The 24,552-nt window shown below is 61.9% G+C and carries 30 protein-coding genes and 1 pseudogene; 19 read left to right on the top strand and 12 right to left on the bottom strand.

What is annotated here, in order from left to right; genetic code table 11:
- The first annotated feature begins 165 nt into the window (after window positions 1-165).
- The 3 genes from FZ934_RS02870 (at window position 166) to FZ934_RS02880 (ending at window position 2,027) form a co-directional block, all read left to right on the top strand.
- Entirely contained in the window at window positions 166-597 is a 432-nt protein-coding gene (locus FZ934_RS02870) for a MucR family transcriptional regulator (RefSeq protein WP_113363308.1), read from the top strand.
- 210 nt (window positions 598-807) lie between these two features.
- Complete coding sequence (locus FZ934_RS02875) at window positions 808-1,227, top strand: helix-turn-helix domain-containing protein (protein WP_153269837.1); 420 nt, start codon at window positions 808-810, stop codon at window positions 1,225-1,227.
- Window positions 1,224-2,027: a DUF6456 domain-containing protein gene (locus FZ934_RS02880; RefSeq protein WP_153269838.1), complete on the top strand. Its 804-nt coding sequence runs from the start codon at window positions 1,224-1,226 to the stop codon at window positions 2,025-2,027. The genes FZ934_RS02875 and FZ934_RS02880 overlap by 4 nt, the downstream gene beginning before the upstream one ends.
- Before the next feature lie 4 nt (window positions 2,028-2,031).
- On the opposite strand, the gene FZ934_RS02885 is transcribed toward FZ934_RS02880, so the two are convergent.
- Both FZ934_RS02885 and FZ934_RS02890 read right to left on the bottom strand, forming a co-directional pair.
- Window positions 2,032-2,454, bottom strand: a complete 423-nt coding sequence (locus FZ934_RS02885; protein ID WP_113363311.1) for a SufE family protein — start codon at window positions 2,452-2,454, stop codon at window positions 2,032-2,034.
- 205 nt (window positions 2,455-2,659) lie between these two features.
- Window positions 2,660-3,163: a DUF5330 domain-containing protein gene (locus FZ934_RS02890; RefSeq protein WP_153269839.1), complete on the bottom strand. Its 504-nt coding sequence runs from the start codon at window positions 3,161-3,163 to the stop codon at window positions 2,660-2,662.
- Between the two features lie 459 nt (window positions 3,164-3,622).
- Between FZ934_RS02890 and FZ934_RS02895 the strand changes: the two genes are divergently transcribed.
- The 3 genes from FZ934_RS02895 to FZ934_RS02905 are packed head-to-tail and all read left to right on the top strand — an operon-like array spanning window position 3,623 to window position 6,471.
- Window positions 3,623-5,155 carry a sensor histidine kinase gene (locus FZ934_RS02895; protein ID WP_153269840.1) on the top strand — a complete coding sequence of 511 codons (1,533 nt, stop codon included), beginning with the start codon at window positions 3,623-3,625 and terminating at the stop codon, window positions 5,153-5,155.
- Window positions 5,127-6,056 carry a peptidoglycan-binding domain-containing protein gene (locus FZ934_RS02900; RefSeq protein WP_153269841.1) on the top strand — a complete coding sequence of 310 codons (930 nt, stop codon included), beginning with the start codon at window positions 5,127-5,129 and terminating at the stop codon, window positions 6,054-6,056. The genes FZ934_RS02895 and FZ934_RS02900 overlap by 29 nt, the downstream gene beginning before the upstream one ends.
- 58 nt (window positions 6,057-6,114) lie before the next feature.
- Window positions 6,115-6,471: a DUF1491 family protein gene (locus FZ934_RS02905; RefSeq protein ID WP_153269842.1), complete on the top strand. Its 357-nt coding sequence runs from the start codon at window positions 6,115-6,117 to the stop codon at window positions 6,469-6,471.
- A 6-nt stretch (window positions 6,472-6,477) separates the two neighbouring features.
- Here FZ934_RS02905 and FZ934_RS28530 read toward each other — a convergent pair.
- Together FZ934_RS28530 and FZ934_RS02915 are read right to left on the bottom strand one after the other, a co-directional pair.
- Window positions 6,478-7,508, bottom strand: a pseudogene (locus FZ934_RS28530) (DUF2336 domain-containing protein).
- 193 nt (window positions 7,509-7,701) lie between these two features.
- Window positions 7,702-7,908, bottom strand: coding sequence for a hypothetical protein (locus FZ934_RS02915; protein ID WP_153269843.1), 207 nt, complete (start codon window positions 7,906-7,908; stop codon window positions 7,702-7,704).
- A 516-nt stretch (window positions 7,909-8,424) separates the two neighbouring features.
- On the opposite strand from FZ934_RS02915, the gene FZ934_RS27710 reads away from it, so the two are divergent.
- Window positions 8,425-8,595 carry a hypothetical protein gene (locus tag FZ934_RS27710; protein WP_194273749.1) on the top strand — a complete coding sequence of 57 codons (171 nt, stop codon included), beginning with the start codon at window positions 8,425-8,427 and terminating at the stop codon, window positions 8,593-8,595.
- A 3-nt stretch (window positions 8,596-8,598) separates the two neighbouring features.
- Here FZ934_RS27710 and FZ934_RS02920 read toward each other — a convergent pair whose 3' ends face one another.
- From FZ934_RS02920 to FZ934_RS02930, 3 genes are all read right to left on the bottom strand, one after another.
- On the bottom strand, window positions 8,599-9,153 hold the full coding sequence (locus FZ934_RS02920) for a DUF1254 domain-containing protein (RefSeq protein WP_153269844.1): 555 nt from the start codon (window positions 9,151-9,153) through the stop codon (window positions 8,599-8,601).
- A complete protein-coding gene (locus tag FZ934_RS02925) occupies window positions 9,146-9,733 on the bottom strand; it encodes a DUF1214 domain-containing protein (protein WP_153269845.1) in 588 nt (195 codons plus the stop codon). Before FZ934_RS02925 ends, FZ934_RS02920 begins: the two co-directional genes overlap by 8 nt.
- Window positions 9,734-9,839: 106 nt before the next feature.
- Window positions 9,840-11,975 (bottom strand): transglycosylase domain-containing protein, encoded by a 2,136-nt coding sequence (locus FZ934_RS02930; protein ID WP_153269846.1) that lies wholly within the window; start codon window positions 11,973-11,975, stop codon window positions 9,840-9,842.
- 187 nt (window positions 11,976-12,162) lie between these two features.
- On the opposite strand from FZ934_RS02930, the gene FZ934_RS02935 reads away from it, so the two are divergent.
- Entirely contained in the window at window positions 12,163-12,651 is a 489-nt protein-coding gene (locus tag FZ934_RS02935) for a YcgN family cysteine cluster protein (RefSeq protein ID WP_153272346.1), read from the top strand.
- 7 nt (window positions 12,652-12,658) lie between these two features.
- Here the strand turns inward: FZ934_RS02935 and FZ934_RS02940 are convergent, their stop codons facing one another.
- A complete protein-coding gene (locus FZ934_RS02940; RefSeq protein ID WP_153269847.1) occupies window positions 12,659-13,204 on the bottom strand; it encodes a TetR/AcrR family transcriptional regulator in 546 nt (181 codons plus the stop codon).
- Between the two features lie 103 nt (window positions 13,205-13,307).
- On the opposite strand from FZ934_RS02940, the gene FZ934_RS02945 reads away from it, so the two are divergent.
- Window positions 13,308-14,222: an SDR family oxidoreductase gene (locus FZ934_RS02945; protein ID WP_153269848.1), complete on the top strand. Its 915-nt coding sequence runs from the start codon at window positions 13,308-13,310 to the stop codon at window positions 14,220-14,222.
- A gap of 6 nt (window positions 14,223-14,228) precedes the next feature.
- On the opposite strand, the gene FZ934_RS02950 is transcribed toward FZ934_RS02945, so the two are convergent.
- Entirely contained in the window at window positions 14,229-14,573 is a 345-nt protein-coding gene (locus FZ934_RS02950; protein WP_113363323.1) for an MmcQ/YjbR family DNA-binding protein, read from the bottom strand.
- 240 nt (window positions 14,574-14,813) lie between these two features.
- Window positions 14,814-15,722, bottom strand: a complete 909-nt coding sequence (locus FZ934_RS02955) for an FkbM family methyltransferase (protein WP_194273750.1) — start codon at window positions 15,720-15,722, stop codon at window positions 14,814-14,816.
- 115 nt (window positions 15,723-15,837) lie between these two features.
- On the opposite strand from FZ934_RS02955, the gene FZ934_RS02960 reads away from it, so the two are divergent.
- Together FZ934_RS02960 and FZ934_RS02965 are read left to right on the top strand one after the other, a co-directional pair.
- Window positions 15,838-16,392: a hypothetical protein gene (locus FZ934_RS02960; RefSeq protein ID WP_246737834.1), complete on the top strand. Its 555-nt coding sequence runs from the start codon at window positions 15,838-15,840 to the stop codon at window positions 16,390-16,392.
- Between the two features lie 65 nt (window positions 16,393-16,457).
- Entirely contained in the window at window positions 16,458-17,861 is a 1,404-nt protein-coding gene (locus FZ934_RS02965; RefSeq protein WP_432443599.1) for a DNA-packaging protein, read from the top strand.
- A gap of 4 nt (window positions 17,862-17,865) precedes the next feature.
- On the opposite strand, the gene FZ934_RS28395 is transcribed toward FZ934_RS02965, so the two are convergent.
- Window positions 17,866-17,997, bottom strand: coding sequence for a hypothetical protein (locus FZ934_RS28395; RefSeq protein ID WP_274533909.1), 132 nt, complete (start codon window positions 17,995-17,997; stop codon window positions 17,866-17,868).
- Between the two features lie 150 nt (window positions 17,998-18,147).
- Here FZ934_RS28395 and FZ934_RS02970 point away from each other — a divergent pair, with 150 nt between their 5' ends.
- Together FZ934_RS02970 and FZ934_RS02975 are read left to right on the top strand one after the other, a co-directional pair.
- A complete protein-coding gene (locus FZ934_RS02970; protein WP_153269851.1) occupies window positions 18,148-18,834 on the top strand; it encodes a glycoside hydrolase family 19 protein in 687 nt (228 codons plus the stop codon).
- A 20-nt stretch (window positions 18,835-18,854) separates the two neighbouring features.
- Window positions 18,855-19,163 (top strand): Dabb family protein, encoded by a 309-nt coding sequence (locus tag FZ934_RS02975; protein ID WP_153269852.1) that lies wholly within the window; start codon window positions 18,855-18,857, stop codon window positions 19,161-19,163.
- Window positions 19,164-19,201: 38 nt separating this feature from the next.
- On the opposite strand, the gene FZ934_RS27715 is transcribed toward FZ934_RS02975, so the two are convergent.
- Complete coding sequence (locus tag FZ934_RS27715; RefSeq protein ID WP_194273751.1) at window positions 19,202-19,369, bottom strand: hypothetical protein; 168 nt, start codon at window positions 19,367-19,369, stop codon at window positions 19,202-19,204.
- A gap of 200 nt (window positions 19,370-19,569) precedes the next feature.
- Between FZ934_RS27715 and FZ934_RS02980 the strand changes: the two genes are divergently transcribed.
- From FZ934_RS02980 to FZ934_RS03005, 6 genes are all read left to right on the top strand, one after another.
- The gene (locus FZ934_RS02980; RefSeq protein ID WP_153269853.1) at window positions 19,570-20,043 is read left to right on the top strand and encodes a VOC family protein; all 474 of its coding nucleotides are present in this window, start codon (window positions 19,570-19,572) and stop codon (window positions 20,041-20,043) included.
- A gap of 155 nt (window positions 20,044-20,198) precedes the next feature.
- Window positions 20,199-21,455 (top strand): sensor domain-containing diguanylate cyclase, encoded by a 1,257-nt coding sequence (locus tag FZ934_RS02985; protein ID WP_153269854.1) that lies wholly within the window; start codon window positions 20,199-20,201, stop codon window positions 21,453-21,455.
- Between the two features lie 107 nt (window positions 21,456-21,562).
- Window positions 21,563-22,720 carry a phage portal protein gene (locus FZ934_RS02990; RefSeq protein ID WP_153269855.1) on the top strand — a complete coding sequence of 386 codons (1,158 nt, stop codon included), beginning with the start codon at window positions 21,563-21,565 and terminating at the stop codon, window positions 22,718-22,720.
- Between the two features lie 124 nt (window positions 22,721-22,844).
- Window positions 22,845-23,423 carry an alpha-ketoglutarate-dependent dioxygenase AlkB gene (locus FZ934_RS02995; RefSeq protein ID WP_153269856.1) on the top strand — a complete coding sequence of 193 codons (579 nt, stop codon included), beginning with the start codon at window positions 22,845-22,847 and terminating at the stop codon, window positions 23,421-23,423.
- Window positions 23,424-23,607: 184 nt separating this feature from the next.
- Complete coding sequence (locus FZ934_RS03000; RefSeq protein WP_037134447.1) at window positions 23,608-23,925, top strand: DUF6107 family protein; 318 nt, start codon at window positions 23,608-23,610, stop codon at window positions 23,923-23,925.
- Between the two features lie 35 nt (window positions 23,926-23,960).
- Window positions 23,961-24,545 carry an HK97 family phage prohead protease gene (locus FZ934_RS03005; protein WP_194273752.1) on the top strand — a complete coding sequence of 195 codons (585 nt, stop codon included), beginning with the start codon at window positions 23,961-23,963 and terminating at the stop codon, window positions 24,543-24,545.
- The last annotated feature ends 7 nt before the right edge of the window (window positions 24,546-24,552 follow it).

Below are 24,552 nucleotides of genomic sequence, written 5' to 3' on the forward strand. Positions count from 1 at the left end.
ATCAGGCAGTATAAAAACAGGTTTCGGCCTCAGGAATCTAGGGGTGGATTTCAGTTTTTCGAAACAGGTAGCCGCAGACTGAGTTTTTTGCTGTTCGCTCTACGAGAGTGGTCGAATGCCGTGAGGCGCTCGACCGTGTGAGCATGAAAACAGGAGAAACGAAACATGACGGATACTGCAGCCGGTAGCGGGCCGGAATTGCTGGTCGAGCTTACCGCAGATATTGTCGCCGCCTATGTCAGCAATCATGTCGTGCCAGTTGGCGATCTCGCCAATCTGATTTCCGACGTGCATTCGGCCCTCAGCAATACATCGACTCCGCAGCAAGCCGCGGCCGTCGTTGAAAAGCAGAAGCCGGCCGTATCGGTGCGCAAGTCTGTCCAGGACGAGCAGATCACCTGCCTTGAATGTGGCGGCAACTTCAAATCATTGAAGCGCCATTTGATGACTCACCATAGCCTTTCGCCTGAAGAATATCGCGAGAAGTGGGACCTTCCGGTGGATTACCCGATGGTCGCTCCGGCCTATGCGGAAGCTCGTTCGCGTCTCGCCAAGGAAATGGGTCTCGGCCAGCGCCGCAAGCGCGGTCGCGGCTGAACGATCCAGAAGTGGGAATATAGAAGCCGGGCAATGCCCGGCTTTTTTCATGCCTCTGCACTCGTGATAGAGGAAAATAATCCCAAATAAAGTCGCACATAAGCGAATTTCATCAGGAATAACAATGGAAAGTTGCAGTGGGGCTCTTTCCATCATCCCCAATGGTCGCTAGGGTGTATGAATTAATTCCTATTTTATAGGAGTATTCGTATGCCGATCGGAAATGTTTCTCCGCCCGCCGCGGGCGCGGCTCCCCCTGTTTCTGCCACCGCAATTCAACTGGAATCCAGTCGAAGCCCGGCGCCCGCCACGCTGCATAGTCATGTCGTCTGCCGGATCTGCGCGGAGATCACAGGCGAGATGGCGTCGCTGGTTGGCACGCGCATCCAGCGCCGGCGCGACCGCCGCCGTGCGTCATGCCATATCCGCCAGATCGCCATGTATGTCTGCCATGTCGCCCTGCAAATCCCGCTCCACGAGATCGGCCGGGCGTTCGGGCGGGATCGCACGACCGTAGGTCATGCCTGCCACGTCGTTGAAGACCGTCGCGACGATCCCGACTTCGACGAGTTCGTGTCGACGGTCGAACGCACGGTCGGTTTCGTCTTCCGATCGGGAGGTGAGGCATGAGTGAGGCAACCACGAGCAAGGCTACCGTCAGGCTGCTGAAGTTGCTCGCACGCGGCAAGGCGGAAACGAGCGTTCGTGACGGCGTCGTCATCCTGACCTTCGGGGACGGCACGTCCCATTCGGTTCCCGCCGAAATACTTGCTGCCGCCGAGGCCCGTGGCCTGCTAAGCCGACAGGAAAACGTCATCTCGCTACCATCCGAGGGACGCGCCTTTCTGCGGCGTGCGGCGGCGGAACGCGAGGAAGCGTTCCTCGATCAGCACCGCCTCGTCGAGGAGGCGGTGGTCGCCGTCGATGGCGCGAAGACACGTCTCAGGATCAACAAGGAAGAATCACCCCTGGCTTGCCTTGTCCGCCTGAAGGACAAGAACGGCGGTCCGTTCCTGCCGGAGGAGGCGTTCGCCGCCGGTGAGAAGCTGCTTGCGGATTTCACGCGGGGCCAGCTGCAACCGAGAATGACGGCCTCCTGGGAGCCACGCCTGTCCGGACGCGGAAAGGGTGATCGAGGCGGCATGGCCGATCTCAGCGACAGCGCCGTCGCGGCTCGCCTGTCCGTCAACCGAGCGCTCGAGGCGATCGGTCCGGAACTGGCGGGCGTTGCCCTCGATGTCTGCTGCTTCATGAAAGGGCTGGAGACGGTCGAGCGCGAACGCCAATGGCCGGCGCGCTCCGCCAAGCTGATGCTGCGAACAGCACTTCTCGCCCTGTCGCGACACTATGCGCCCAAAGCCGCCGGTCGCCGGCAGCGCGTCGAGCATTGGGGCGATGAGAATTACCGGCCGGAGATGACCTTGCGATAGGCGCTCAGGCGGCTGCCCGAACCCGTGCCTCCTCGCGGATCCTGTTCACCATCGAGCGCAGGCCGTTCGAACGCTGCGACGACAGATTTTCCACCAAGCCGATTTTCGAAAATACCTCGAAGGCGTCGAGCGCCGCGATCTCGGATGCGGTCTTGCCGGAGTACGTGGCAAGCACGATCGCCACGAGGCCGCGCACGATATGCGCGTCGGAGTCGCCTTCGAAGGTCATGACGGGATTGTCGGGGTTGCCCTCGGTATGCGTCACCAGCCAGACCTGGCTGGCGCAGCCCATCACCTTGTTCGCGGAGGTCTTCTTCTCCTCGGCAAGATCAGGCAATGCCTTCCCGAGTTCGATCACGTAGCGATACCGGTCTTCCCAGTCATCCAGGAAGGAGAAATCGTCGATAATCTGCTCGAGGGTGGTCATGGGCAAATGGGCCTTTCCTTATTGGACCTTCATATAGGGGAAAGACCGCCAGATTTGAACCATTAAAAAGAAACGCCGCGAAGGATGGGCATCCTCGCGGCGCAGCAACTAAGCTGAAAAATAAACAGGGCAGGCACGTCAGGCACAGGGCGTACCCAGAGGGTCGCCGGTGCAAGCTTTGGTCGCGGGCTGGCCGCGGGAATTCTCAGGTGGCCGGGCGCGGTGTCGGCAGGGGAATGGTGCCGGTCGTCACGTTGTCCGAGGACACGTCCTGACCGTCATCGACAGGCGGGCGATAGGGCATCGGCTGGTTCAGCGCGGCAGTCTTCTCTTCATGCGCCTGCAGGGCGGCGACGGGAGAAGCCTGCGTCGGCGCAAGGGCGGCCGCCGGCTTGGAAGAGGAGGCGGAGGCGACATCGGCGCTCTTGCCGTTGCCGAACTGATTGTCGAGAAGCTCATAGGCAACCCGTGCGCCTTCACGGGCACGGTGGCCGAGCGCCGAGACGGTTTCGGCACCCTTGGTGCAAACCTCAGGCTTTTCGCCGCACAGGCCGCTCAGATAGTCATAGGCGCCGGTTGCGGCCACGAAGGCATCGGAAATCTGCAATGTCGGTTCGTTGGCATTCTTCACTGCGCTCTCGCCGCTGAAGAAAGACAGCACTACGAGCACAAGCCCGAACCAGAACGATCCTTTGATCAGAAACCACATAGTCGTTGCCCATCCTGTTTCCCGTTCGGTCTTGTCGCCGAATCGGTCCGGTCTTCCGGTGTGGCCTCACCATAGAAAGAACTTGCGAATGCCTGTTTTCAAAACTCGTCGGCATTTGCGGCAAATTTAATTCAAATTGTAGCGAATGACATTTGTGACGCATTTCAGTCGAATTCTAGCCATCGGCGTTAAGCATGCCGGAGCCTGCCTCCTGTAATTGCAAGCTTTCCGGCGGGCGGCGGCGCCACAAATATTAACGAAAAGCCGAAATGTGAGCGAAATCCGTCGCTTACTCGCTGTTAACCGTAAAAAACAAAGCCCCTTTGGACTGGCCCAAAATGGGACTTTTAGCCCTTTCCGGCTGTGGAGCGGGACTTTCCCTTATCCTTTCTTTAAGCGCCCGGGGCCTATTGTCGGCACTCGTTAAAGAGCCTTTTGGGCGGGTATTGCGTGCGTGTAATGAGTGACATCGGAGATCGGGCTGCGGCCCTCGTGGACCGGGCGGCCGATGGCTGGCTTTCCCGGACAGGCGGGGCAGCATCGGTGCGCCAGCGGGAGCTTTCGATCCTGCGCCGGCTTGCGCTCATCTCTTCCGCTGCCCTCGTTGCCGCACCTGCGGGCCTGTCTCTCGTCACGACGCCAGCCGTGGCTCTGCCCGCCGGCGTTGCGGCCGTCTGCGCCGGCTTTTTGTTTTCCGCCGTCGGCAGCATAGCACTGTCGCGCCAGAGTCTGGCCGGCTCCGGTCTCGCAAGCCAGCCTGCTGAAGACTTCTTCATGGATGTCAGCGCCGGGCTCGTGCTGATCTTCGATCCGCAGGGCAACGTCACGACCGTTGGTGGACGTGACAAGCGCGATTTTCTCGTCTGGATGCGCAGCCCCGAGGGTCGCGGCTTCCTCGAGCAGATCCATGTGTCCGATCGCATCCTTTTCCTTCAGGCGCTCGATCAGCTGCGCCAGGGCGAGGAGCAGGCAACTGTCGATCTCCGCCTCGAGCGTCCGTCTGTTTCGCGTGACAGCCGCCAGTTCGCCTATCTGAGGACGGAGCTGACCGCGCGCCGCGATGCCGACGGCAATCTCCTCAGCGTCGTCTCGCAGCTGCGTGATGTCTCGGTCGAGCAGCAGCTGCGCGTCGAAGCGCAGAACCGCGCCGCAGATGCGCAATCGGCAAACGACGCGAAGTCCCGTTTCCTTGCCGCGGTCAGCCACGAGCTGCGCACACCGCTGAATGCCATCCTCGGCTTTTCCGACATCCTGCTCGGCGAGTATTTTGGCAAGCTGGAGAACGAGCGCCAGCGTGAATATGTCGGGCTCGTCCGTGATTCCGGCGCGCATCTGCTCTCCGTCGTCAACACGATGCTGGATATGAGCAAGATCGAAGCTGGGCGCTACGAGCTGATGCCTGAAGCCTTCGACGTCGGCGGCGCGGTCCGTTCCTGCGAGGCGATGCTCGGGCTGCAGGCCAAGGCCAAGGGCGTGTCCCTGACCAGCCGCATCCAGCGCGGTCTCGACGAGGTCGTCGCCGATCAGCGCGCGATCCAGCAGGTTTTGATCAATCTCGTCGGCAATGCCATCAAGTTCACCGATGCGGGCGGCGCGATCTCGGTCGATGCCTCCGCACGCGACGGCGTTTTGACCCTCTGTGTCAGCGATACCGGCATCGGCATCCCGGCCGACAAGCTCGAAATGCTTGGCCAGCCTTTCGTCCAGATACAGAACGACTATACCCGCCGCTTCGAAGGCACCGGCCTTGGCCTGTCCCTGGTGAAGGGCCTCGTTGCGCTGCACGGCGGCGATTTCGCGATCGCAAGCGCGCCGGGTGCCGGCACGATCATTACGATTTCGATTGCGGTGGATGGGTCCGGCATACAGGCGGCGGAAGCCGCGCCTCATGATCTCATTGAGTTTCCGCCGCGATTGAAGACTGCGCCGGCCAGTGCCGGTCTCTTGGAAGAGGGGCTTTTCGATGGCCGCGAGCAAGCGAAAATCGCCTAAGGGGAAGCGCGGCCGGCAGAAACCCGGCCTGCTCCTCACCGGCGCAACGGTCGTCGGCAGCCTCGGGCTGCAAGGCGCGAGCCTGCTCGGCGGCGTCATCGGCCGCAATCCGTCGATTGCCGGTGGTTCGGCTGCCTTCCTTGTCATCTTCAGCTTCGTCGCCGCCAACGCGCTATGGTATCAGCCGGGCACCCACCCGCATCCGTTCCTGCGCACGCGCGATCCATTGTTTCCTTACGCGCTAGGCGGCCGTCCTGTGACGGAAGAGCATTCCGGCGAGGTCACGACGTTCAAGATCGAGCGGCAGGACGAAAACGCCGGCGACCCGACGACCAATTCGACACCGCCGGTCGCCGCCTTGGCACCGAACGCAAGTCAGCTGGTGATGGACATACAGACCGAGCTTTCGCGCCGGGGCCTCTACAACGGTGTCGCTGACGGCGTTATCGGCCCGCGCACAAGCGCTGCGATCCTCTTCTTCGAGGAAACGGTAGGCATGCCGCAGAAGGGCGATGCCACGCCTGACGTGCTTGCCGCGCTGCGGACGAATTCAGTCGGTCCGTCGCCGATACCGGTCGAGCGCCCGTCGGGAGACATCACCTCCAGCGCCGCCGGCGAGGATCCGGTAGCTGCTGCCATCCGCAGTGCTGAAAAGACGGTGAAGACAGCGCCGACGCCGGTCAAGCAGACCCAGTCCGCCGCCCTGTCGAATGTCGACCTCGTCCTGAAGATCCAGCAGGGGCTCGCCAACATGGCCTATGCCAATGTCGGCGTCGACGGCGTTGCCGGCGAGCAGACGCGTGTGGCGATCCGCCATTTCCAGAAGCACTATAACCTTCCAGAAAACGGCGAACCGAGCGACACCGTCCTGAAGAAGCTCAAGGAAATCGGCGCGCTCTGAGGCGAGCGGCTTTGCCGGGCACATTGCGGCCGCGGGTAGGGCGAGCTATATCGCCCGAATGAGATTGCGCTCCGACATTTTCGTTTCCGCACTGCTGCGCCGCGTCTTCGCGAAGGGCGACTTTGCCGCCGTCGAGAAGAAGGGGACCGAAGAGGCTGGTGCCGTCTTCATCCGCCAGCATTTCCGTGATGGCCTGGAGACGCTTTACGGGCCTGCCCCCCAAAGTCTCTTCGACGATGGCGGCAGTACCGATCGGCTGTTCGAGGTAAGGCTTGAGCGCCGGCCTGCCGACGATGTCAGGGACATGCTGGACCGCGAACGTAAGTTCGATTCCGACCTCTGGATCGTGGAGCTGGAAGTCGAGGAGATCGGTGACCTCGTGCCGACCGCGCGCCGCAACGAGAACCCTTTGTGAGAGCTTTTACCTGCTGCGACTGACGAGCTTCAGATCGCGCGCTGCCGGGATCTGGCGGGCGGGGCGTTTGGCGTTCGACTGTGCGGCTGCCGGCTCTGCCTGTTCCGGCAGATAGGTGTAGCTGTCGGCGCGGCGCCAGGCTTCGACGCGGGCGTGGCATTCCTCCGGATCGAGCGCATCGAGCAGCATCCAGGCGCGCGTGACGCTGTGCTGCGCTTCCGCCAGATGCGGATAGAGCTTTTCGAGCACGAAGACCGCATCCATAAAATCCATACCGACACTGGTCAGCGTCGTCCCGAGCTGCTGGCCGGACATGTCGAGCATGATGCGCTCGGAGAGCCAGCGGCTGGCCGAAAGCGTGTCGGCAAGCGCCGTTGCGAATTGCAGGGCCTCGCGGTTGCGCGCAAAACGGACGAGAAGGGCCGATTGTATCGGCGACAGGGTTCTAAGGCCGAGGCGGTCACCCTCGTTGTCCCCGAGGTGCCGGGCGAGCTGACGAATCCGCTCGCGCATCTGTTCTTCACTCTCGCGACGATCGGTCGCCTCTGCCTCGGCGGCAACAGGGGCGCTGACGACAGGCTCGGCCGGTTCGACGGGGAGGGGGCTGCGGGCGGTTGTTTCGGCTCGACATGCCGAAGCCCGACCAGCGCATCCACTACCTTCGGAGACAGCGAGGCGCGGCTGACGATCGCCTTCGAATGGGCGCTGCCCTGCATCCGGGCAATCGCGATCAGCGTATCGTCGTCAATGGCTTGCGAAGAGGTGAGAAATGGTGCGGCGATCTCGATCGGCTGCGAGCCGACGAAGAGGGCAACGGCCTGAGGGATCTGCCGGCATTGCGAAAGCGCGGCAACCGCCTGGCGCCGTGCCTCGAGCGACGAGGCAGTGAACAGAGGCGTGAAGAGTTCGGCAAACTGGCGAAGCTCGGACCGCGTGGGAGGCTGCAATCCTTCGAAGCTGCTGACGGTCGCCATGAGAACCACGTCCTTCTTCCGGCTGGCGGAGGGGGCCTCTAGGTCTCGGAACCGATCACGCACAAGTACACACCCTGGAAACTAACGAAAGGGATGCCGCAGGACTGGACGCGTTATCGGGACGCCCTCTACCTCATACGGTTTTATGAACAAATCCTACAGGGGCAGGGTTAATGCTTGCTAAAGAGCAGAAGCATTTGTGCCGGAAAGGCGCAGCCGCGATGGGTGCCCGTGGATAAGAAGGGGAGGCGGCCGATCAGAGACTTTTCAGGTCGCGCAATGCGAGCAGAAGCTTGTCGCTGTCGTCGAAGCCGGACTGATAGAGATCAAGCGCTGCCGAGGCGGCAACCTGCGCTTCCGAACTCTTGATATCGATACGCCGCTCGACGCACCACGCATCGAGCGCGTGCCGCAAAATATCGAGATCTTCAGGAGAAAATGTCGAACCGATCAACAAAGACATCTGCCTGCCCGCCTTGGCTACTGATTGACCCGATGCCACTTCACCAGCTTCGCCCTCGGCTGGTAGTCCGACCTTATCGAAATTGAATCGGACTGCAATTAGTATTTTCGTGATGTAATTATGCAACAAGCGTCGCGCCCGCCTGCGCGTGCGGTACAACTCTCACTAAGTATATGATTTTGCGCTAAAATAAATCGCCGGCTTCAAGGGCGATTCTTTCTCCAAATCGTTGAAACCAAAACGCCGGTTCAGACGTTATAGCTTCACCGCCTTGGCGGCCGATGGAAGCACGAGAATTTAACAATCTGTTAACTGTCGTATGTCTCAATTCGGGAAGGAACAAAGCGGTCGGCTAGCGATCGTCGGGTATCCACATCACGGTATTCAGGACGTGCCGTGAGAAAGGCGCGAATGACCCAAGGGCAAACCGAAGCCCGAAAGGACGCGCTGGTCCGTTGATGCGGACAGGGTGAGATTCACGAGTTCATCCGTCTCGGGCAGTGCAGGGAGACGAGCATGGCAAAAGTCGTTGCATTGGCTGACCGTCTGTCTCGGACGCAGAGCCGCAAGCATACAGCGCCGATCGAGGCGCAGATCCTCTTTTTCACCGGCGTTCGCTACGAGCGCCTGGGTGATACCGCAAAGCGTGCAAGCGCCCGTCGCTCCGTACGTTCGAAGGTCAAGTAGGGATCAATTGGCGTCGGCCGCGAATTCCTCGCAACCGGCGTTGGAAAGGAAGCTCTTCGCAGCAGCGTCGAAGCTTGACTGCGGCGCCACCGTTCTCAGAACGGCATAGCCCTCGGATCGCGCCGACTCCACGAGGATCGTCTTCTGCAGTTCTGCAGGCAAAGCCTTGCGCAGCTCCGTCAGCTGGATCGGGCTCCCGATCAGGATATCGACGGCGCCTCCCACCGAAGTCCGATCGTTCATGCTGAAAATCTCGTTGGACGCCTCGTCGTAGAGGGCGATCGACCAGAAGGGCACGTTACCCTTCGCGGTAAACCGTACCGGATTCTCCTCCGTATCGAAGGAACAAACGGCTGTGTGGACGAACGGATCGTCGTTCGAGAGGCCCGCGGTGTCGTCGGTGCCGCCAAGCAGGTAGAAGGTGTCGATATCGCCCTCGGAAGCCACCCGGGTGGCTGCGTCCTTGCCGGTGAAGTGCGGCAGGGAGAGGATGATGACCAGGTGCAGAAGTGCCGCGCCAAAAAGGCCGGCCAGTAGTGCGAACAGGATCCTAAGCATTGCCGCACCCGGTCTTCTGAAGCTTCGGCATGGCGAGATCGATAACGCCGGAGCTGCCGGCTGTCGGCGTGTCGAAAAGCGTTAGCACGAGTTGAAACGTCCCTGCCGCTGGCACGGCCAGCCAGTTGCCCGGTCGTGCGCGCGACGAAATATCGATCGTGAAGGTGCTGTCGGGATTGCGAAGAACCGTCCAGGAATTGAGCGCGCCGGGCAGGCCGGTCTGCAGCGAAGCGGGGCTGCCGCCATTATCAGCCGTAAACAGCGTCCAGATGCGCGCTGCGGGCGTTTGTCCTGATATCCGGTAGCTGCAGTCGGCATTCAGCCGCTCTCCGTCGTCATCGACCTTGGCGGTAAACATCAGCCCTTCGGCACTCCCGTAGAGCAGCCGGCCGGCGCGGGCGCGATGCGATTTTGCGTAGGGATCCGCCTCCTCGGTCTGCAGCTGCGGGAAGGCCTCCCAGGCGCCGAGCTTGATGGCTCCGAAGCCGGCGGTGGCGTCGAGCGCATAAAGGGATACCAGAATTCCGCCGCCAAAGGCGATCGTCAGGATCATCGCAATGAAAAGAGGAAATCGAAACACTAGGCGCCTTTGATCAACAAATCAGTTGAAAGGGTTACCACTGATTCTGGTTCGGCGGAATGGCTCAGCCGCCTCCTTGCGGCGGCACTTTTCCTTCGCCTGGATTTCACTCCGCGCTGGCGACCTTTTGCGTCACCAGCGGCGGGGCGTTTTTCAGTTTTTCACCGAGATCCTTGAGGATGCGCGTCGATTCGACGGAAAGCATGCGCGGACGAACGAGCGGCGGCGGGCTGCCTTCAGGCGGTTTGGCGGCAACGGTCTTCGGCGTCTTTTCCGGAGCAGGGGTCGGCACGCCCGGGATCTGCCTGAGCGTGATGCCCTGGTGGGCATAGTCCATCGCGCGCTTGAAGGTCATCGCCGGCAGCGAGCCGCCGGTCATCTTGTTGGTCGAGGTGTAGTCGTCGTTCCCGAACCAGACGGCGGTGGTGTAGTTGCCGGTGAAGCCGATGAACCAGGCGTCGCGATAGGCCTGGGTAGTTCCCGTCTTGCCGGCGGTGAGAATGCCGTTGTCGAGCGCTGCCTTTCGGGCGGTGCCGACATAGGGCACGCGCGACAGCATCTGGTTCATGTAGGCATCGGCCTGCTCGGACAGCACGCGCTTTGCCGGAGGCTCGTCCCGGTCGAAGTCGTAGAGTACGTCGCCGCCGTAATCGAGGATCTGCGTAATGCCGTGCCGGCGAGACTGCATGCCGCCGGCCGGAAAGACGGCGTAAGCCGTTGCCTGATCCATGACGGTCACTTCGGACGTGCCGATCGGGATCGTCACGTCGTCGCGCACAGGCGATTCCACGCCAAGGTTCTTCGCCATGGCGCGGATCGGCTGGATGCCGAACTTCTCCTTGGCGAGGCGCACGGGGATCGTGTTGATCGACTGGGCGATCGCTGTTGCCAGTGTCACGCGACCGGCATAGCGGTTCTCGTAGTTGTGCGGGCTCCAGTTGCCCCAGTAGATCGGCGCATCGACGACCACGCTGTCGGGCGTCATGCCGTTTTCCATGGCGACGGAATAGGTGTAGACCTTGAACGACGAGCCCGGCTGGCGCAGCGCCTTCGTCGCGCGGTTGAACTGGCTTTCGCCGTAGTCGCGACCGCCGACCATGGCGCGCACCGCGCCGCCGTTCTCGATCATCACCATCGCGCCCTGCTTGGCGTGATAGCTCTCGCCGTATTCCCGCAGCGAGGTTTCGACGGAATCGTCCGCAGCGCCCTGCAGTCCCATGTCGATCGTCGTGCGCACGATCAGGGAGTGCTGGTGGAAGCGCGGCGACAGTCGCATCACCTCGTCGAAGGCCCAGTCGAGGAAGAAGTCAGGCGATTCCACTTCGTTGCGGTCGACGACGGTGGCGGGACTGCGGCGGGCGGCAATCACCTGGCCCTCGGTCATCAGGCCGCTCTGCACGAGATTGGTGAGGACCTCGTTGGCGCGACCGCGGGCGGCCGGCAGGTTGACGTGCGGCGCGTATTTCGCAGGTGCCTTGAAGAGGCCGGCAAGCATGGCGGATTCGGCAAGGTTCACATCGGTAATGTTCTTGCCGAAATAGAACTGCGCCGCAGCCGCCGCACCGAACGTGCCGCCGCCCATGTAGGCGCGGTCGAGATAGGTGGAGAGAATTTCCTTCTTCGACAGGTTGGCTTCGAGCCACAGCGCCAGAAATGCTTCGGTGATCTTGCGGTCGATCGATCGTTCGTTCGACAGGAAAAGGTTCTTGGCGAGCTGCTGCGTCAGCGTCGAACCACCCTGGACGACACCGCCGGCCTGCGCGTTGGTGACGATCGCGCGGAAGAGGCCGATCACGTCGATGCCGAAGTGGCTGAAAAAGCGTCGGTCTTCGGTTGCCAGTACAGATTTGATCAGACTGTCGGGCAGTTCGTCGATCGGCACCGAATTCTGGTGGATGACGCCGCGATGGCCGATCACGTTGCCATAGCGGTCAAGGAAAGTGACGGCATAGTCGCCGCGATTGCGCCAATCTTCCTTGGTAGCCTCGAAGGCAGGCTGGGCAAGGGTGAGCATCAGGACGGCCCCGACGGACCCCCAGGTCAGGCCTTCGCCGGCAAGTTCAAAGACGATGCGCTTCCAGCCGCGAACGCGGAAGCGGCGAAAGAAGATGGTGATGTCTTCCCAGATCTCTGCGGAGCGGAAACCGGCGTTCCAGATGGTGGAGTCGATCCAGGAATCGATCTTCAGCAGCAAGTGTCGTTTCTTGCGCGGCTGTTTTTCTGGATTGTCCGGATCCGTCACGTCTTATATTCCCGCCCGATCAGTCACTTCGACGTCGGATAGCCTGATGTCGAACTATGGCAAATCTGCCGCCCGCATCCGGGAGTAACCGGCGCAGGGTGAATCATTGGTTGATTTGCCTGCCAAGAACAAGAGAAATGGAAAGCTCTCACGTGATTTTGCGGAGAGCTGTTGCAAGAACGGAATGATGGAAGACGTACCCTTCTGGAAGACGAAGACGCTCGCCGAGATGACGACGACGGAATGGGAGAGCCTGTGCGACGGCTGTGGCCTCTGTTGTCTCAACAAGCTCGAGGAGTGGGATAGCGGCGACATCTATTTCACCTCTATCCGCTGCAAGCTCATGGATGGCGAAAGCTGTCGCTGTTCGAGCTACGAGAACCGCTGGGATTTCGTGCCGGATTGCGTCCAGCTCACCAAGGAAAACGTCGACGAGATCGCCTGGCTGCCGCCGACCTGCGGTTATCGGCTGATCAACGAGGGCCGCGATCTCTACTGGTGGCATCCGCTGGTCTCGGGCGACCCCGAGACGGTGCATGTGGCCGGGATCTCGGCGCGCGGTCGCACGATCAACGAGACCGAGGTCAAGGTCGACGACTTCGAGGATTATGTGGTGGACTGGCCGCTGACCGTCGGCGACGAGGCGCGGGCGCAGGAGCCAGAGGCCGCCAAGTGATATCAGCCTAGGCGACCGTCCGGAGGAACTGGCCGAGCTCGCCGCGAACATAGTCTTCAACGGAGCCCTGAGGCTCGAAGCCCCACCAGAGCAGGCACCCCTGCCACTGCGACAGCATCAGCCGCCCGAGCGGCGGTTTGCCGAGGCATCGGTCGAGCGCTGCCGCGAGCGTCTTTCCCCAAGCCGCGCCGCGCGCCCGCAAGGCCGGGTCGCGCAGATCCTCCCTTAGCACCAGCAGGCCTTCCGCATAGGACGCGGCATCCTCGCCGTAGTCCCTGGAAAGTCCAGTCAGCAGGTCGACGGCGCCCTCGGGCGTTTCGGCAACGGACCGGATCAGCCGCGCCGTTTCCATGTCCAGTCGGTCCCACGCGCGCAGCAGGCAGGCCCTGAGCATCGCTGCCTTGGTGCCGAAGCGCTGCACCAGTGTCGAGCCGGAAAGGCCGCTGATTTTCGCCACCGCGCCGAAGCTTGCCGCATCCGGGCCTTCCGCATGTACAAGCCCGAGAACCATGTCGAGAAGCTGTTCGTCCGAAAGCGTGCGGGGGCGGGGCATGAAGTTTCCTCTTGCGTTCGCGATGAATATGAACGAACGTTCGTTTATATTCAAGCGAAATGGCGAGACCCATCGGATCGGTTCGAGCGTGAAGGAGAAACACGTGACAGCAGCGCTTTCAGGAAAGATCGCCCTCGTTGCCGGCGGCACGCGCGGCGCCGGTCGCGGCATTGCCGTGGAACTCGGGGCCGCCGGCGCAACGGTTTACGTCACCGGTCGCACGACGCGGGCAGCGCAGTCGGAATATGGCCGCCCCGAGACGATCGAGGAGACGGCAGAAATGGTAACCGCTGCCGGCGGCGAGGGGATTGCCGTCCGCGTCGATCATACCGTGCCCGAAGAAGTCGAGGCGTTGGTCGCCCGCATCCGCCGCGAACAGGGGCGTCTCGATATCCTGGTCAACGATATCTGGGGCGGCGAACACCTCACCGAATGGAACAAGCCGGTATGGGAGCACTCGCTGGACAAGGGCCTGCACATGCTGCGGCTGGCGATCGACACGCATCTGATCACCGCGCATTTCGCCTTGGCGCTGATGATCGAACATCCGGGCGGGCTGCTGGTAGAGCTGACCGACGGCACCGCCGAGTACAACGCCACCCATTATCGCCTCTGCCCATATTATGACCTCGTGAAAACGGGCGTGATCCGCATGGCCTGGGCGCACGCCAAGGATCTCGCGCCGCATGGCGCAACCGCAGTGGCGCTGACACCGGGCTGGATGCGCTCGGAAATCATGCTCGATATCTTCGGCGTCACCGAGGAGACCTGGCGCGATGCGACCGCGGCGCAGCCGCATTTCGTCATCTCCGAGACGCCGCGCTTCACCGGCCGGGCAGTCGCAGCGCTTGCCGCCGATCCCGATCGCGCCCGCTGGAGCGGTCAGTCGCTGTCGAGCGGCGGGCTCGCCAAGGTCTACGGCTTTGACGATATCGACGGCTCTCGGCCGGACTGTTGGCGCTACATGGACGAGGTGATGGAGGCAGGCAAACCCGCCGATGCCAGCGGCTATCGTTGAATCGGATTAGCCGGACGGGATGACAACGAACTGCTTTTGCAGGGTTTTCGGCGCGGCGTTCTGCCATGACTTGCGCACCAGACCCTGCACCAGTTCGTCGCTCGCCTTGCCGTAGAAGAGCCGGGTCGAACCGCGCTGCCCCCATCCGCCCGGTACGGCAGCCGTGTCATCGGGCGCCACGGCCAGCGTCATGTGCTGCTGGTCGGGCGTCAATCGCACCACGCAATAGTCCTGGTCGGGCATCGTCAGGAATATCTTGCTGCGCACGCGGAAATCACGTGTGCCATGATGCGCGCTCTCGACCGCCTCCGGCAGGCTCAGCGCAAAGGAAACGAGTTCTTCCTGATCCATGCTGTAAAATTAGCACATGCTGATAGGCTCGGGCCAATCAGAAAAACTCACGCAACGCGGCGCATCGAGGAAAATTTCCGGATATAGGAAAATAATCCTTGACGGTGTGACGGTCGTTTGATAGGGTTATGGCATAGTCGGAAAGTTGCGGGCGCAACGGCAATACCGGGGTTCTTCGACGCGGGCCGTGTTTGCACGATAGACCAAATCATCCACGATGCCTCGCGGGCAAAGAGTTCTCTATTGCCTCGATATGGCGCTCTGCGCAGCGGATGGTCCGAGCAGCGAATGCGAGAACGCAAATGTATTCTCGCCCTCCTGTAGATAGTCCCGAGGCTCTTTCGTCAGGACGGAAAGGACCGAGTGGGCCGTGCCGGTCCAGGTTGCCATGAGGTCATGTGTTTCAAAGACGACGAGAGGGGTTTGATCGACCCAATCGGTATTGCTTCGAAAAAGACTGACCTCGCTGCCTTCGATGTCAATTTTCACGATGAGTGTTCTTCCGTTGGGAACGGAGGCGAGCAGGGCGGGAATGGTTTGCGCCTCGATCTCTCCGGATGCGCTCTCGACGGTCTGCCAGGCCCAGGAGCCGTGCCCCGGATTGTGAAGCGTGATATGGCCGGGGTGATCGGATATCGCGGCCATAACCGGTCGGATCGGCCGGTTCTTGGCATTCCGGCACAGCACGGAGTAGTTCTCCGGTTCTGGTTCCACTGCGATGATGATCGTACGCGGAAATACTTGGGAATACCAGATGGATGCCAATCCGCAATTTGCGCCGCAATCGACGATGACGGGCGTTTCTCCCGCAGCGATAATACTCTGATAGCAACGATATAGCGCCTCGGCATGGACGGCGCTCTTGATGTTGTACTCCTCGTCTAGGAAGACTTGGCCGAGAACGTCCCAGTCCGACGATCTGGGCCTCAGGAAGACATCGCCCTCTACACCCGGCATGCTGATCTTTTTGATCTCTGTGCTGTCCCGGGTGGTCTGTCGATTGACGTACACGGAGAGAGCGGCTCGCGGCCCCCAGTGTTTTGTCAAGGTACTCAGTGTTTGGAAATGCCACAGCATCAGCGAGCCCTGGTGGTGGATCATAAGTATTGATGTGAGTATAAATAGAACATCTAAGGCGGGATCGGGCAAGGATAGTCTATAGCGGTACTCAAGGCAGGACCTCAGAAGTATCGGCCTGTCTGCGCGTTGCCCCTGAATAGATCCCGCGGCCACAGAGGTTTCAACGATGAATGTCGAGAGTTTCATGCCCGAGCTGTATGGCTTGTGGCCACAGACGCGCGCTTACTGTTCCGGGGTCGCGGTATTAGCGGACCGGGCGGATGTGCAGGCCGCCGTCGAGGAATATTTTCTTGAAACGAAATCCGGTGCGAGCGCCGCGCCGGAAGATTTGCGGGTGCTTCTGAACGAAATGACGGCGGAAATGCGCGAGCAGTTCGCGGCCTTCCGCGAGCTGCGCAGATCGGCGGAGGCCTCGGCATCGGCAAGCGGCGAGGAGGCGGCGGCAAAACTCGCCCGCGCCGACCTGAAGGCCGCGACCGACGCGATGTCGCTCATCGTGCGCACGCTGGAAAAGATCGACCAGCTTCAACGCCAGTTCGCGCGCGACCGGGAACTGGCGATCGAGGAAAACGAGACGGCGATGGGGCTGGACGATGCGAAGACGAGGTTTCTCAAGCGCATCGAAGAGCGAGCAACAGCGCGCGCCCGGCAGCTCTTCGAAGACTGGCAGCGCAACGGCCCTCCCGCAACCGACGAAGACGAGGCAGCCAGGGCAAGCCGCGAAGCCGAACCGGGCTGAACGCCTGGCCGCTCTTGCCGACGAGCGGCAAGCGGCACGGTTGCTGGCGCGGCATGAGCAAAAGGATGGCTGATATCGTGGCGCAACATTCGAAGGTGCGGCAGGCGATGGAGGCGATCAACGCAACCACTGACGCGCTTCTGAAGGGAACTGCCCAACCGCTGTCCGCACCGCGACAGCAGGAAGAGTGCGCCGTCTTGCCCGATACCGTTGTTTCGCCGGAGATGTTGGCCGAGCGACACGACCTCTGGAAAGCCCTGGCCGGTCTCTGGGAATTCAACGCCCGCGCCGAGCAACTGCCGCCGCCGGACGACTGGCGTATCTGGCTGATCCTTGGCGGGCGCGGTTGCGGCAAGACGCGGGCAGGTGCGGAATGGGTGCATGCCATCGCCAGCGCCGGCCAACGATCCGATCTGCGCATCGCTTTGGTCGCCGAAACGCTTGGCGATGCCCGCGAGGTGATGATCGACGGTATCTCCGGCATTTGTCGCATCGCTCGCCGCAGATGCCCGGAATTTGAGGTTTCGCGCCGCCGGCTCGTCTGGCCCAATGGTGCCGTCGCTCAGATCTTCTCGTCCGAGGATCCGGAAAGCCTGCGTGGTCCGCAGTTTCACTATGCGTGGTGCGATGAGCTGGCGAAGTGGAAGCATGGCCAGGAGACGTGGGACATGCTGCAGTTCGGTCTGCGCCTTGGCGCTCATCCGCGCCAGCTGGTGACGACGACGCCGCGGCCGGTGCCGCTGCTGAAGCAATTGATTGCCGACGCGGGAACGCGGCTGACGCGGATCAGCACGCTTGCCAACGCAGCCAATCTGGCGCCGGGGTTCATCGATGCGCTGGCGCAACGCTACGGCGGCACGCGGCTCGGGCGTCAGGAGCTTGACGGCGAACTGATCGAGGATCGCGAAGACGCGCTCTGGCGGCGTGAGATGATCGAGGCTGCCACGATCCGCTTCACCGGCGAGATCAGGCGGATCGTCGTCGCTGTCGACCCGCCGGCGACCGCCGGTACGAAATCCTGCTGCGGCATTGTCGTGGCCGGATTGGAGGCATCAGGGCGCGCTGTCGTGCTTGCCGATTGTTCGGTGGAGGGTGCGAGTCCGGCCGGCTGGGCAGGCGCGGTGGTGCGCGCCTACAGGCGCTTTTCAGCGGACCGGGTGGTGGCGGAAATCAACCAGGGCGGCGACATGGTGGCATCGATGCTGAAGAGCATCGATGAGAGCCTGCCGGTCTCGACCGTGCGGGCGACGCGCGGTAAGTATCTGAGGGCCGAACCGGTCGCGGCACTCTACGAGCAGGGGCGGGTTGCCCATGCCGGGCGCTTCGTCGCGCTGGAGGACCAGATGTGCGACTTCGGTCCGGATGGGCTTTCATCCGGCCGTTCGCCCGACCGGCTGGACGCGCTGGTCTGGGCGTTGACGGCATTGATGCTGGAAGGAAATGGAGAACCCCGGGTGAGGGGTGTCTGAAAGACTAGCGTTGAGGTTGCTGCTGTGTCGGGCGCGGCGTCTGCTGTTCGGGACGAACCTGGCGCCATTCGTTTTCGAGCTGGTCGACGACATGCTGGGGAATGGTCGGCTGATTGCTGTTGGCCGGCTGCTGCATGCTCTCCTCCAAGGGCTTGATGTGACGGTGAGTCAATCACTGGCACGGCTCAAACTATCTGTAAATCAGGCGCTTAAACACTTTAACCGATTGAATTAATTTTAATCGATTGAGGCGCAGAACGCCGTACCACTTTTTGAGGCTGACACTATGGTTATCCACATCGACAGGCCCTTTTTCTTCGACACGGTGCGCGATGCCCTGTTCAAGGGATCGCTTAATCAGCCGCAGGTGGAGGGCATGACGGCGATTCTCGATTTCTGGGAAACGCGGATGGCGGACGCCGATCCGCGCTGGCTCGCCTACATTCTGGCGACCGCCTACCATGAGACCGCCTATACGATGCAGCCGGTACGCGAGACGCTGGCAACGACGGATGCAAGGGCGATCGAAATCCTGGAGAATGCCTATGCTGCAGGCAAGCTCTCCTGGGTGAAGACCCCTTACTGGCGGCCGGATGAAGACGGCAAGAGCTGGCTCGGCCGCGGTCTGGTGCAGCTTACCCACAAGCGGAACTACGAGGCGATGAGCAAGCTGACAGGCATCGATCTCGTCGCCGAGCCGGACCGGGCGATGGAGATGGACGCCGCCGTTTCGATCCTGATCGAAGGCATGGTGCAGGGCTCCTTTGCCAATCACAAGCTCGCCGACCACCTGAACGAGGCGACCGACGACTGGGTCAATGCCCGCCGCATCGTCAACGGCACCGACCGGGCCGAAAAGCTCGCCGGCTACGGCAAGACCTTCCTTGCGGCGATCCGCCGCGAGGAGCCGGCAGGACCGCTTGCGCGGTTGAAGGCCTGGCTCCTGCGTGCTATCGCGCGGGTCTTCGGCTAGACCTTCGCAGGGAGTTCCGCGTGATCCGCCATATCGTCTTCTTCACTGCGCCCGCGGAGCAACTGGAAAAGGTCCGCGCCGGCCTGTCGATCCTGACGGCAATTCCGCATGCCCGCCTGCTGGAGATCGGAACCAACATCAAGACAGACCAGCTCGGCACCGAGGTCGACCTCGTGGTCTACGGTGAATTCGACGATGAGGCGGCCCTTGCCGCCTACAAGGCGCATCCCGATTACCAGCGCTCGATCGACCTCGTTCGCCCCATCCGCGAAATGCGGATGGCAGCCGATTACGAAAGCGACGCTGCGGTAAAGCAGCCGCTGCGATGATTTGACTGCTGCGATCCGCTTCAGGTACTGACCGTGCCTCAGCCGTCATTCGCCCGTGTTTTTCGGGCGTCCTTGTTGGCTGCCGATGCGGTTTTGCCGTCCGGTTCCTGCCCGAAATACGTTCCGCCGAGGTGGCCGCCGCCGCTGGTGTTTTCAACCTGACGCTCGGCTCGCTTCAGAATTTCCTTTTCGTTTGTCTTGCTCATTGGAGCCTCCTTTGTTGACGGGATGATCTATCAACAACCACTCGGGATGGATTTCGTTTCAATTTTTATGAGGCTTTGCGCAATCGCGGCGATACCGGCGCATTTTGCGATCCTGGGTGGCGAGCGGCCGTTTTCCGCCTATTTCCTGCCGTGGAGATAGAAAAACGGGGCCGAATTGTTCGGCGCAGGAGGAACACGCAATGCAGAAGAATACGATTTGCCTATGGTTCGACAAGGACGCCGAAGCTGCCGCCCGGTTTTATTCCGAAGTCTTTCCTGATAGCGCCGTGACCGCCGTCATCCGTGCGCCCGGAGACTATCCCGATGGCAAGCAGGGAAATGTGCTGGTCGTCGAATTCACGGTCGTCGGCATTCCCTGCATGGGTCTGAACGGAGGGCCGACTTTCAAGCAGAGCGAAGCCTTTTCGTTTCAGATCGCAACCGAGAACCAGGAAGAGACCGACCGCTACTGGAATGCAATCGTCGCCAATGGCGGCCAGGAGAGTGAGTGCGGCTGGTGCAAGGACAGATGGGGTCTCTCTTGGCAGATCACCCCGCGCGTGCTGACCGATGCGTTGAAGGTCGGCGGTGCCGAAGCCAAGCGCGCATTCGACGCGATGATGACCATGCGAAAGATCGACGTTGCCGCCATCGAGGCGGCGCGACGGGGCTGAGTTCTGCCGCGTGGGCCGGTCGGTAAATTGCCATCGGCCCGCGTCTCTCGAGCCACCCTGACAAGCCATCGGTGATGTGATGGAGACGTCAGTATCGACTTTATTCACCAATATATGAGACGCATGAGTCTCAGACTGGGGTAGGAGCGCGCTGCATGGTGGTGGTGAGGGCTTTCGGGACGTCGTCCTCGGACGTGAAAAAGCGGGAAATGGAGCGTCTCGCGGCGCTGGAACAGCTTGACCTCCTCGATACCCCCAAGGACGAAGGCTTCGAGCGCATCGTCCGCTTGATCAAGCAGATCTTCGACGTCGATATCGGCCTGGTGTCTCTGATCGACGCGCATCGGCAGTGGTACAAGGCGTGTTCCGGGATGGGAGTGGACGAGGTTCCTGTTCAGGATACCTTCTGCCGTTATGTGGTCGATCGTGAGGAAGCGATCGTCGTGCAGGATGCGACGCGCGATCCGCGCTTCGCGCACAATCCCGCCGTGACGGGCGAAAGCCACATACGTTTCTATGCCGGGGTGCCGTTGAAAACCAAAGCCGGACACGTTGTCGGAACGGTGTGTGCGATCGACCGCCGTACCAGATCGTTCGGTGCGAAGGATCTCTCGGTTCTCAACGAACTGGCGGGCGTCGCGATGGACCGGATCGAGCTGTTGCAATCGGCAGCAACCGATGGCCTGACCGGCGCGCTTACCCGCCGCGCCTTCCGCCAGGAGGCCGATCAAGTTCTGTCGCTCGCCCTGAGACACCAGCACGACGTGTCCTGCGTCGTTCTTGATATCGACCGTTTCAAGAGCGTCAATGACACCCACGGCCATGCTGCGGGCGACCAGGTGCTGCATGCGGTCGCCGAAACCTGCAAGGCGAACCTCAGGGCCGGCGATCTGTTCGGGCGGCTTGGCGGCGAGGAATTTGCGATCCTCCTTCCGCATATCAATCGTGACGGGGCAGCGGCGGTCGCAGAGAAGGTAAGGCTTGCGATTGCGTCCCGGCCGATTTCCGGAGCCTTCGGCGAATTGAACGTGACGGCAAGTTTCGGCATTTCGGCGCTTTCGATCATCACCAAGGACATCGAGACGATGTTGGCCCAGGCCGATGCCGCGATGTACCACGCCAAGCACAACGGCCGAAACCGATGCGTATCGTGGAATGCGATCGGTGGCGACGGCCCTACAGGTTCCCGCCGTCGCGTCCTGAAGGCAGGGTCGATCATCTTCAACGACCATCGTTCGACGATAGACTGCACCATAAAGTCGCTCGGCACCGACAGCGCGGGGCTCTCCGTCTCCAATTCCGCCGGCATACCTCCGGAATTCGTGCTGATGATCAAGGGCGAGGGTTTCGAGACCAAATGCCGGATCGTGGCGCAGGACCGGCAAACCATAGAAGTTGCCTTCAGCGCCTGATCCGGCTCCATCTGCATCGGCTGTCTTTGGATTGGATTCGCGTGGTCACACGCGGTCCCGTCGTCACGCTGCCCTGTTGAGAGCCCGCTAACTCCAGGAAACCAACCATGAGATTGAGATCATTGCTGCCGTGGGGCTCCACGGCGGGTCGGAGCACAGTGCCCGAGACGAAGGCAACAGGCGGCTTCATGTCGCTGACGGCCGAGGGACGGGCGAGCTGGACCGGCCGCTCCTACGCGGCGCTGTCGCGCGAGGGATTCATGAAGAACCCGGTCGCGCATCGCAGCGTCCGGCTGGTCGCGGAAGCCGCCGCCTCGGTGCCGTGGCTGCTCTACGAGGGCGATCGCGAGCGGCCGGATCATGCCATTCTATCGCTGCTTGCCCAGCCGAACGGGCGCATGGGTGGCCCCGATTTCTTCGAGGCGCTCTATGGGCACCTGCTTCTGTCAGGCAACGCCTATGTAGAGCCGCTGCTGGTCGGCGCAAACCTGCGCGAGCTGCATCTGCTGCGGCCGGACCGGATCGGCATCGTCGAGGGGATGGATGGGTGGCCCGAGGCCTACGACTATCGCGCCGGCGGTTCCGTGCGCCGCTTTCCTGTGGAGACGGAAGGGCTGGGGCTGCTGCACCTGAAGCTCTTCCATCCGCTCGACGATCATCTCGGTTTCCCGCCACTGGCAGCCGCCCAGGTGGCGCTCGATCTCTCCAATGCGGCGGCGACCTGGAACAAGGCGCTGCTTGACAATTCGGCGCGCCCGTCAGGTGCGCTCGTCTACCAGCCGAAGGAGGGCGGCAACCTCTCACCCGACCAGTACGAGCGGCTCAAGCAAGAGCTAGACGAAGGCTATTCCGGCCCGATGCGCGCCGGGCGCCCGCTGCTTCTTGAAGGCGGGCTCGACTGGAAGTCGATGGGGCTGTCTCCGAAGGACATGGATTTCGTCGAGGCGCGCAATGGCGCCGCCCGCGACATCGCGCTCGCCTTCGGCGTGCCGCCGATGCTGCTCGGCATTCCCGGCGACAACACCTACGCCAATTATCAGGAAGCGAACCGCGCCTTCTACCGGCTGACCGTGCTGCCGATGCTGACGCGCACCGCCGCCTCGCTCTCCGCCTGGCTTTCCGGACATTACGAGGACCGCCTGCGGCTGGAGCCCGATCTCGACAAGGTCGCCGGGCTTGCCGCCGAGCGCGATCAGCTGTGGACGCGGGTAGGAAGTGCAGCCTTTCTCACAGACGAGGAGAAGCGGCAGGCGGTGGGGTATTGAGGCGGGAGCGATCGCTCTTTCCTCTTTCATTTCGAGGAACAGCCTGCCTATTGTCGCATGCATGGTCTTGCGGGGGCGATATCCACAGAACGTGCAGTTCAAACCCAGACCACAAGGATCGAGGATGGATGCGGGTTTCCCCGAGGGATTGACCTACGTGCCCGAATTTCTGTCGGAGGCGGCGTCGAAAGCGCTGGCTGACGCGTTGGACGCAGATGAATGGGATCAGACCCTCAAACGGCGCGTCCAGCATTTCGGTTACCGCTATGACTACCGCGCACGATCTGTGGAAACGGATGCCTATCTCGGGCCACTGCCGGATTGGCTCGCAACCGTCGCTCAACGGCTCGTTTGTGAGGGGCATTTTCATCATGCGCCGGATCAGGTGATCGCAAATGAATACTGGCCGGGGCAGGGCATCAGCGCCCACGTGGATTGCGTGCCATGCTTCGGCGGCAGCATTGTTTCTCTGAGCCTGCTGTCCCCCTGCGAGATGATCTTCCGGAACCCCGAGACCGGGGATCGCCGGTTTGTCATGTTGCAGCCCGGTGCCTTGCTGAAGATGGAGGGACCGGCGCGCTATCAATGGACGCATGAGATTCCGGCGCGGTTGGCCGATACTGTCCATGGCGAACGGCGTTTGCGCGGGCGGCGTCTCTCTCTGACGTTCCGCAACGTCACGCTTGGCGAAAACCCGACTTAGCGCCATGCGTCTGAGGACGCTCTATCTCATTGAACCTGCGGATGTTCGACCAGGCGCAAACTCGAACTGACTTTAACCGCCAGATTCGATCTTAGAGCAAACCGCATGAAGCGATTCAAAAGACTCGCATAACCGTGCCGATCGCCGGCTGGGTATTGCCCGTCTTCAACCAAGGATCCCTGCGATGACAGACCTTTCCAACGATGCCGGCCTCTGGGCGACCAGGGCGCTCGGCGCGTCGGCAGGGGCGGCGGTGTCGCTCGTCTATCTCCTGCCGAAAAGCCGGCGGGAGGCCGCGAGCCGCTTCTTCACCGGCCTTGCCTGCGGCACGATCTTCGGCGGCCCGACGGGTATCTGGATTGCCGAAAGGCTGGCGCTGGCGGATCGCCTCTCGGCCTCGGAGGTGGTGCTGTCGGGATCAGCGGCGGCAAGCCTCTGCGCCTGGTGGGGCCTCGGCATCCTGTCGCGTATCGCCGGACGATACGGCGCGCGCGGGCGCTAGCCCGCAAGACCATTCCAAAAAACGAGGAGAGCATCATGACCGCAAGCCGCGCGCTGGCGCGATCACCCATGGGCGCGGATACGCGCAAGTTTGCCAATCTGGAGCTCAGAGGGCTGAAGCGCGACGGCAGCTTCTCCGGCTATGCCAGCGTCTTCGGCGAAGTCGATCTCGGCAAGGATGCGATCGAGCGCGGCGCCTTCCGCAAGTCGCTGGCCGAACGCGGGGCGGGCGGGGTGCGTATGCTCTTCCAGCATGACCCGGCCGAACCGATCGGCGCCTGGAAGACGATCCGCGAGGACAGCCGCGGCCTCTATGTCGAGGGCATGCTTGCCGAGGGTGTCTCCCGGGCACGCGAGGTGCACCAGCTTCTGAAGAACGGCGCGCTCGACGGGCTTTCGATCGGTTTCCGCACCGTGCGCGCCAAGACCGATGCGAAGTCGGGCGTGCGCCGCATCCTCGAAGCCGATCTCTGGGAGATCTCGATCGTGACCTTCCCGATGCTGCCGTCTGCGCGCGTGCAGAACATCAAGAATGCGCGGTGGTTCCGCGACAAGGAGACCGAGCTAGTCCGCGCCATGCGCCGGGCCGCCCGGATGATGCTGACAGAAACCTTCAGATAGGAAAACG

Origin of the sequence: Rhizobium grahamii (assembly GCF_009498215.1) — a bacterium.
Classification (GTDB): domain Bacteria; phylum Pseudomonadota; class Alphaproteobacteria; order Rhizobiales; family Rhizobiaceae; genus Rhizobium; species Rhizobium grahamii_A.

Coding starts and splice junctions, on each gene's coding strand:
- FZ934_RS02920 (WP_153269844.1), bottom strand. CDS start 9,153: ATGCTTAGGATCCTGTTCGCACTACTGGCCGGCCTTTTTGGCGCGGCA.
- FZ934_RS02980 (WP_153269853.1), top strand. CDS start 19,570: ATGCAGAAGAATACGATTTGCCTATGGTTCGACAAGGACGCCGAAGCT.
- FZ934_RS03005 (WP_194273752.1), top strand. CDS start 23,961: ATGACCGCAAGCCGCGCGCTGGCGCGATCACCCATGGGCGCGGATACG.
- FZ934_RS02960 (WP_246737834.1), top strand. CDS start 15,838: ATGCCCGAGCTGTATGGCTTGTGGCCACAGACGCGCGCTTACTGTTCC.
- FZ934_RS02895 (WP_153269840.1), top strand. CDS start 3,623: ATGAGTGACATCGGAGATCGGGCTGCGGCCCTCGTGGACCGGGCGGCC.
- FZ934_RS02890 (WP_153269839.1), bottom strand. CDS start 3,163: ATGTGGTTTCTGATCAAAGGATCGTTCTGGTTCGGGCTTGTGCTCGTA.
- FZ934_RS02970 (WP_153269851.1), top strand. CDS start 18,148: ATGGTTATCCACATCGACAGGCCCTTTTTCTTCGACACGGTGCGCGAT.
- FZ934_RS02870 (WP_113363308.1), top strand. CDS start 166: ATGACGGATACTGCAGCCGGTAGCGGGCCGGAATTGCTGGTCGAGCTT.
- FZ934_RS02935 (WP_153272346.1), top strand. CDS start 12,163: ATGGAAGACGTACCCTTCTGGAAGACGAAGACGCTCGCCGAGATGACG.
- FZ934_RS02965 (WP_432443599.1), top strand. CDS start 16,458: ATGGCTGATATCGTGGCGCAACATTCGAAGGTGCGGCAGGCGATGGAG.
- FZ934_RS02875 (WP_153269837.1), top strand. CDS start 808: ATGCCGATCGGAAATGTTTCTCCGCCCGCCGCGGGCGCGGCTCCCCCT.
- FZ934_RS02940 (WP_153269847.1), bottom strand. CDS start 13,204: ATGCCCCGCCCCCGCACGCTTTCGGACGAACAGCTTCTCGACATGGTT.
- FZ934_RS02985 (WP_153269854.1), top strand. CDS start 20,199: ATGGTGGTGGTGAGGGCTTTCGGGACGTCGTCCTCGGACGTGAAAAAG.
- FZ934_RS02995 (WP_153269856.1), top strand. CDS start 22,845: ATGGATGCGGGTTTCCCCGAGGGATTGACCTACGTGCCCGAATTTCTG.
- FZ934_RS27710 (WP_194273749.1), top strand. CDS start 8,425: ATGGCAAAAGTCGTTGCATTGGCTGACCGTCTGTCTCGGACGCAGAGC.
- FZ934_RS28395 (WP_274533909.1), bottom strand. CDS start 17,997: ATGCAGCAGCCGGCCAACAGCAATCAGCCGACCATTCCCCAGCATGTC.
- FZ934_RS02990 (WP_153269855.1), top strand. CDS start 21,563: ATGAGATTGAGATCATTGCTGCCGTGGGGCTCCACGGCGGGTCGGAGC.
- FZ934_RS27715 (WP_194273751.1), bottom strand. CDS start 19,369: ATGAGCAAGACAAACGAAAAGGAAATTCTGAAGCGAGCCGAGCGTCAG.
- FZ934_RS02900 (WP_153269841.1), top strand. CDS start 5,127: ATGGCCGCGAGCAAGCGAAAATCGCCTAAGGGGAAGCGCGGCCGGCAG.
- FZ934_RS02880 (WP_153269838.1), top strand. CDS start 1,224: ATGAGTGAGGCAACCACGAGCAAGGCTACCGTCAGGCTGCTGAAGTTG.
- FZ934_RS03000 (WP_037134447.1), top strand. CDS start 23,608: ATGACAGACCTTTCCAACGATGCCGGCCTCTGGGCGACCAGGGCGCTC.
- FZ934_RS02950 (WP_113363323.1), bottom strand. CDS start 14,573: ATGGATCAGGAAGAACTCGTTTCCTTTGCGCTGAGCCTGCCGGAGGCG.
- FZ934_RS02885 (WP_113363311.1), bottom strand. CDS start 2,454: ATGACCACCCTCGAGCAGATTATCGACGATTTCTCCTTCCTGGATGAC.
- FZ934_RS02915 (WP_153269843.1), bottom strand. CDS start 7,908: ATGTCTTTGTTGATCGGTTCGACATTTTCTCCTGAAGATCTCGATATT.
- FZ934_RS02905 (WP_153269842.1), top strand. CDS start 6,115: ATGAGATTGCGCTCCGACATTTTCGTTTCCGCACTGCTGCGCCGCGTC.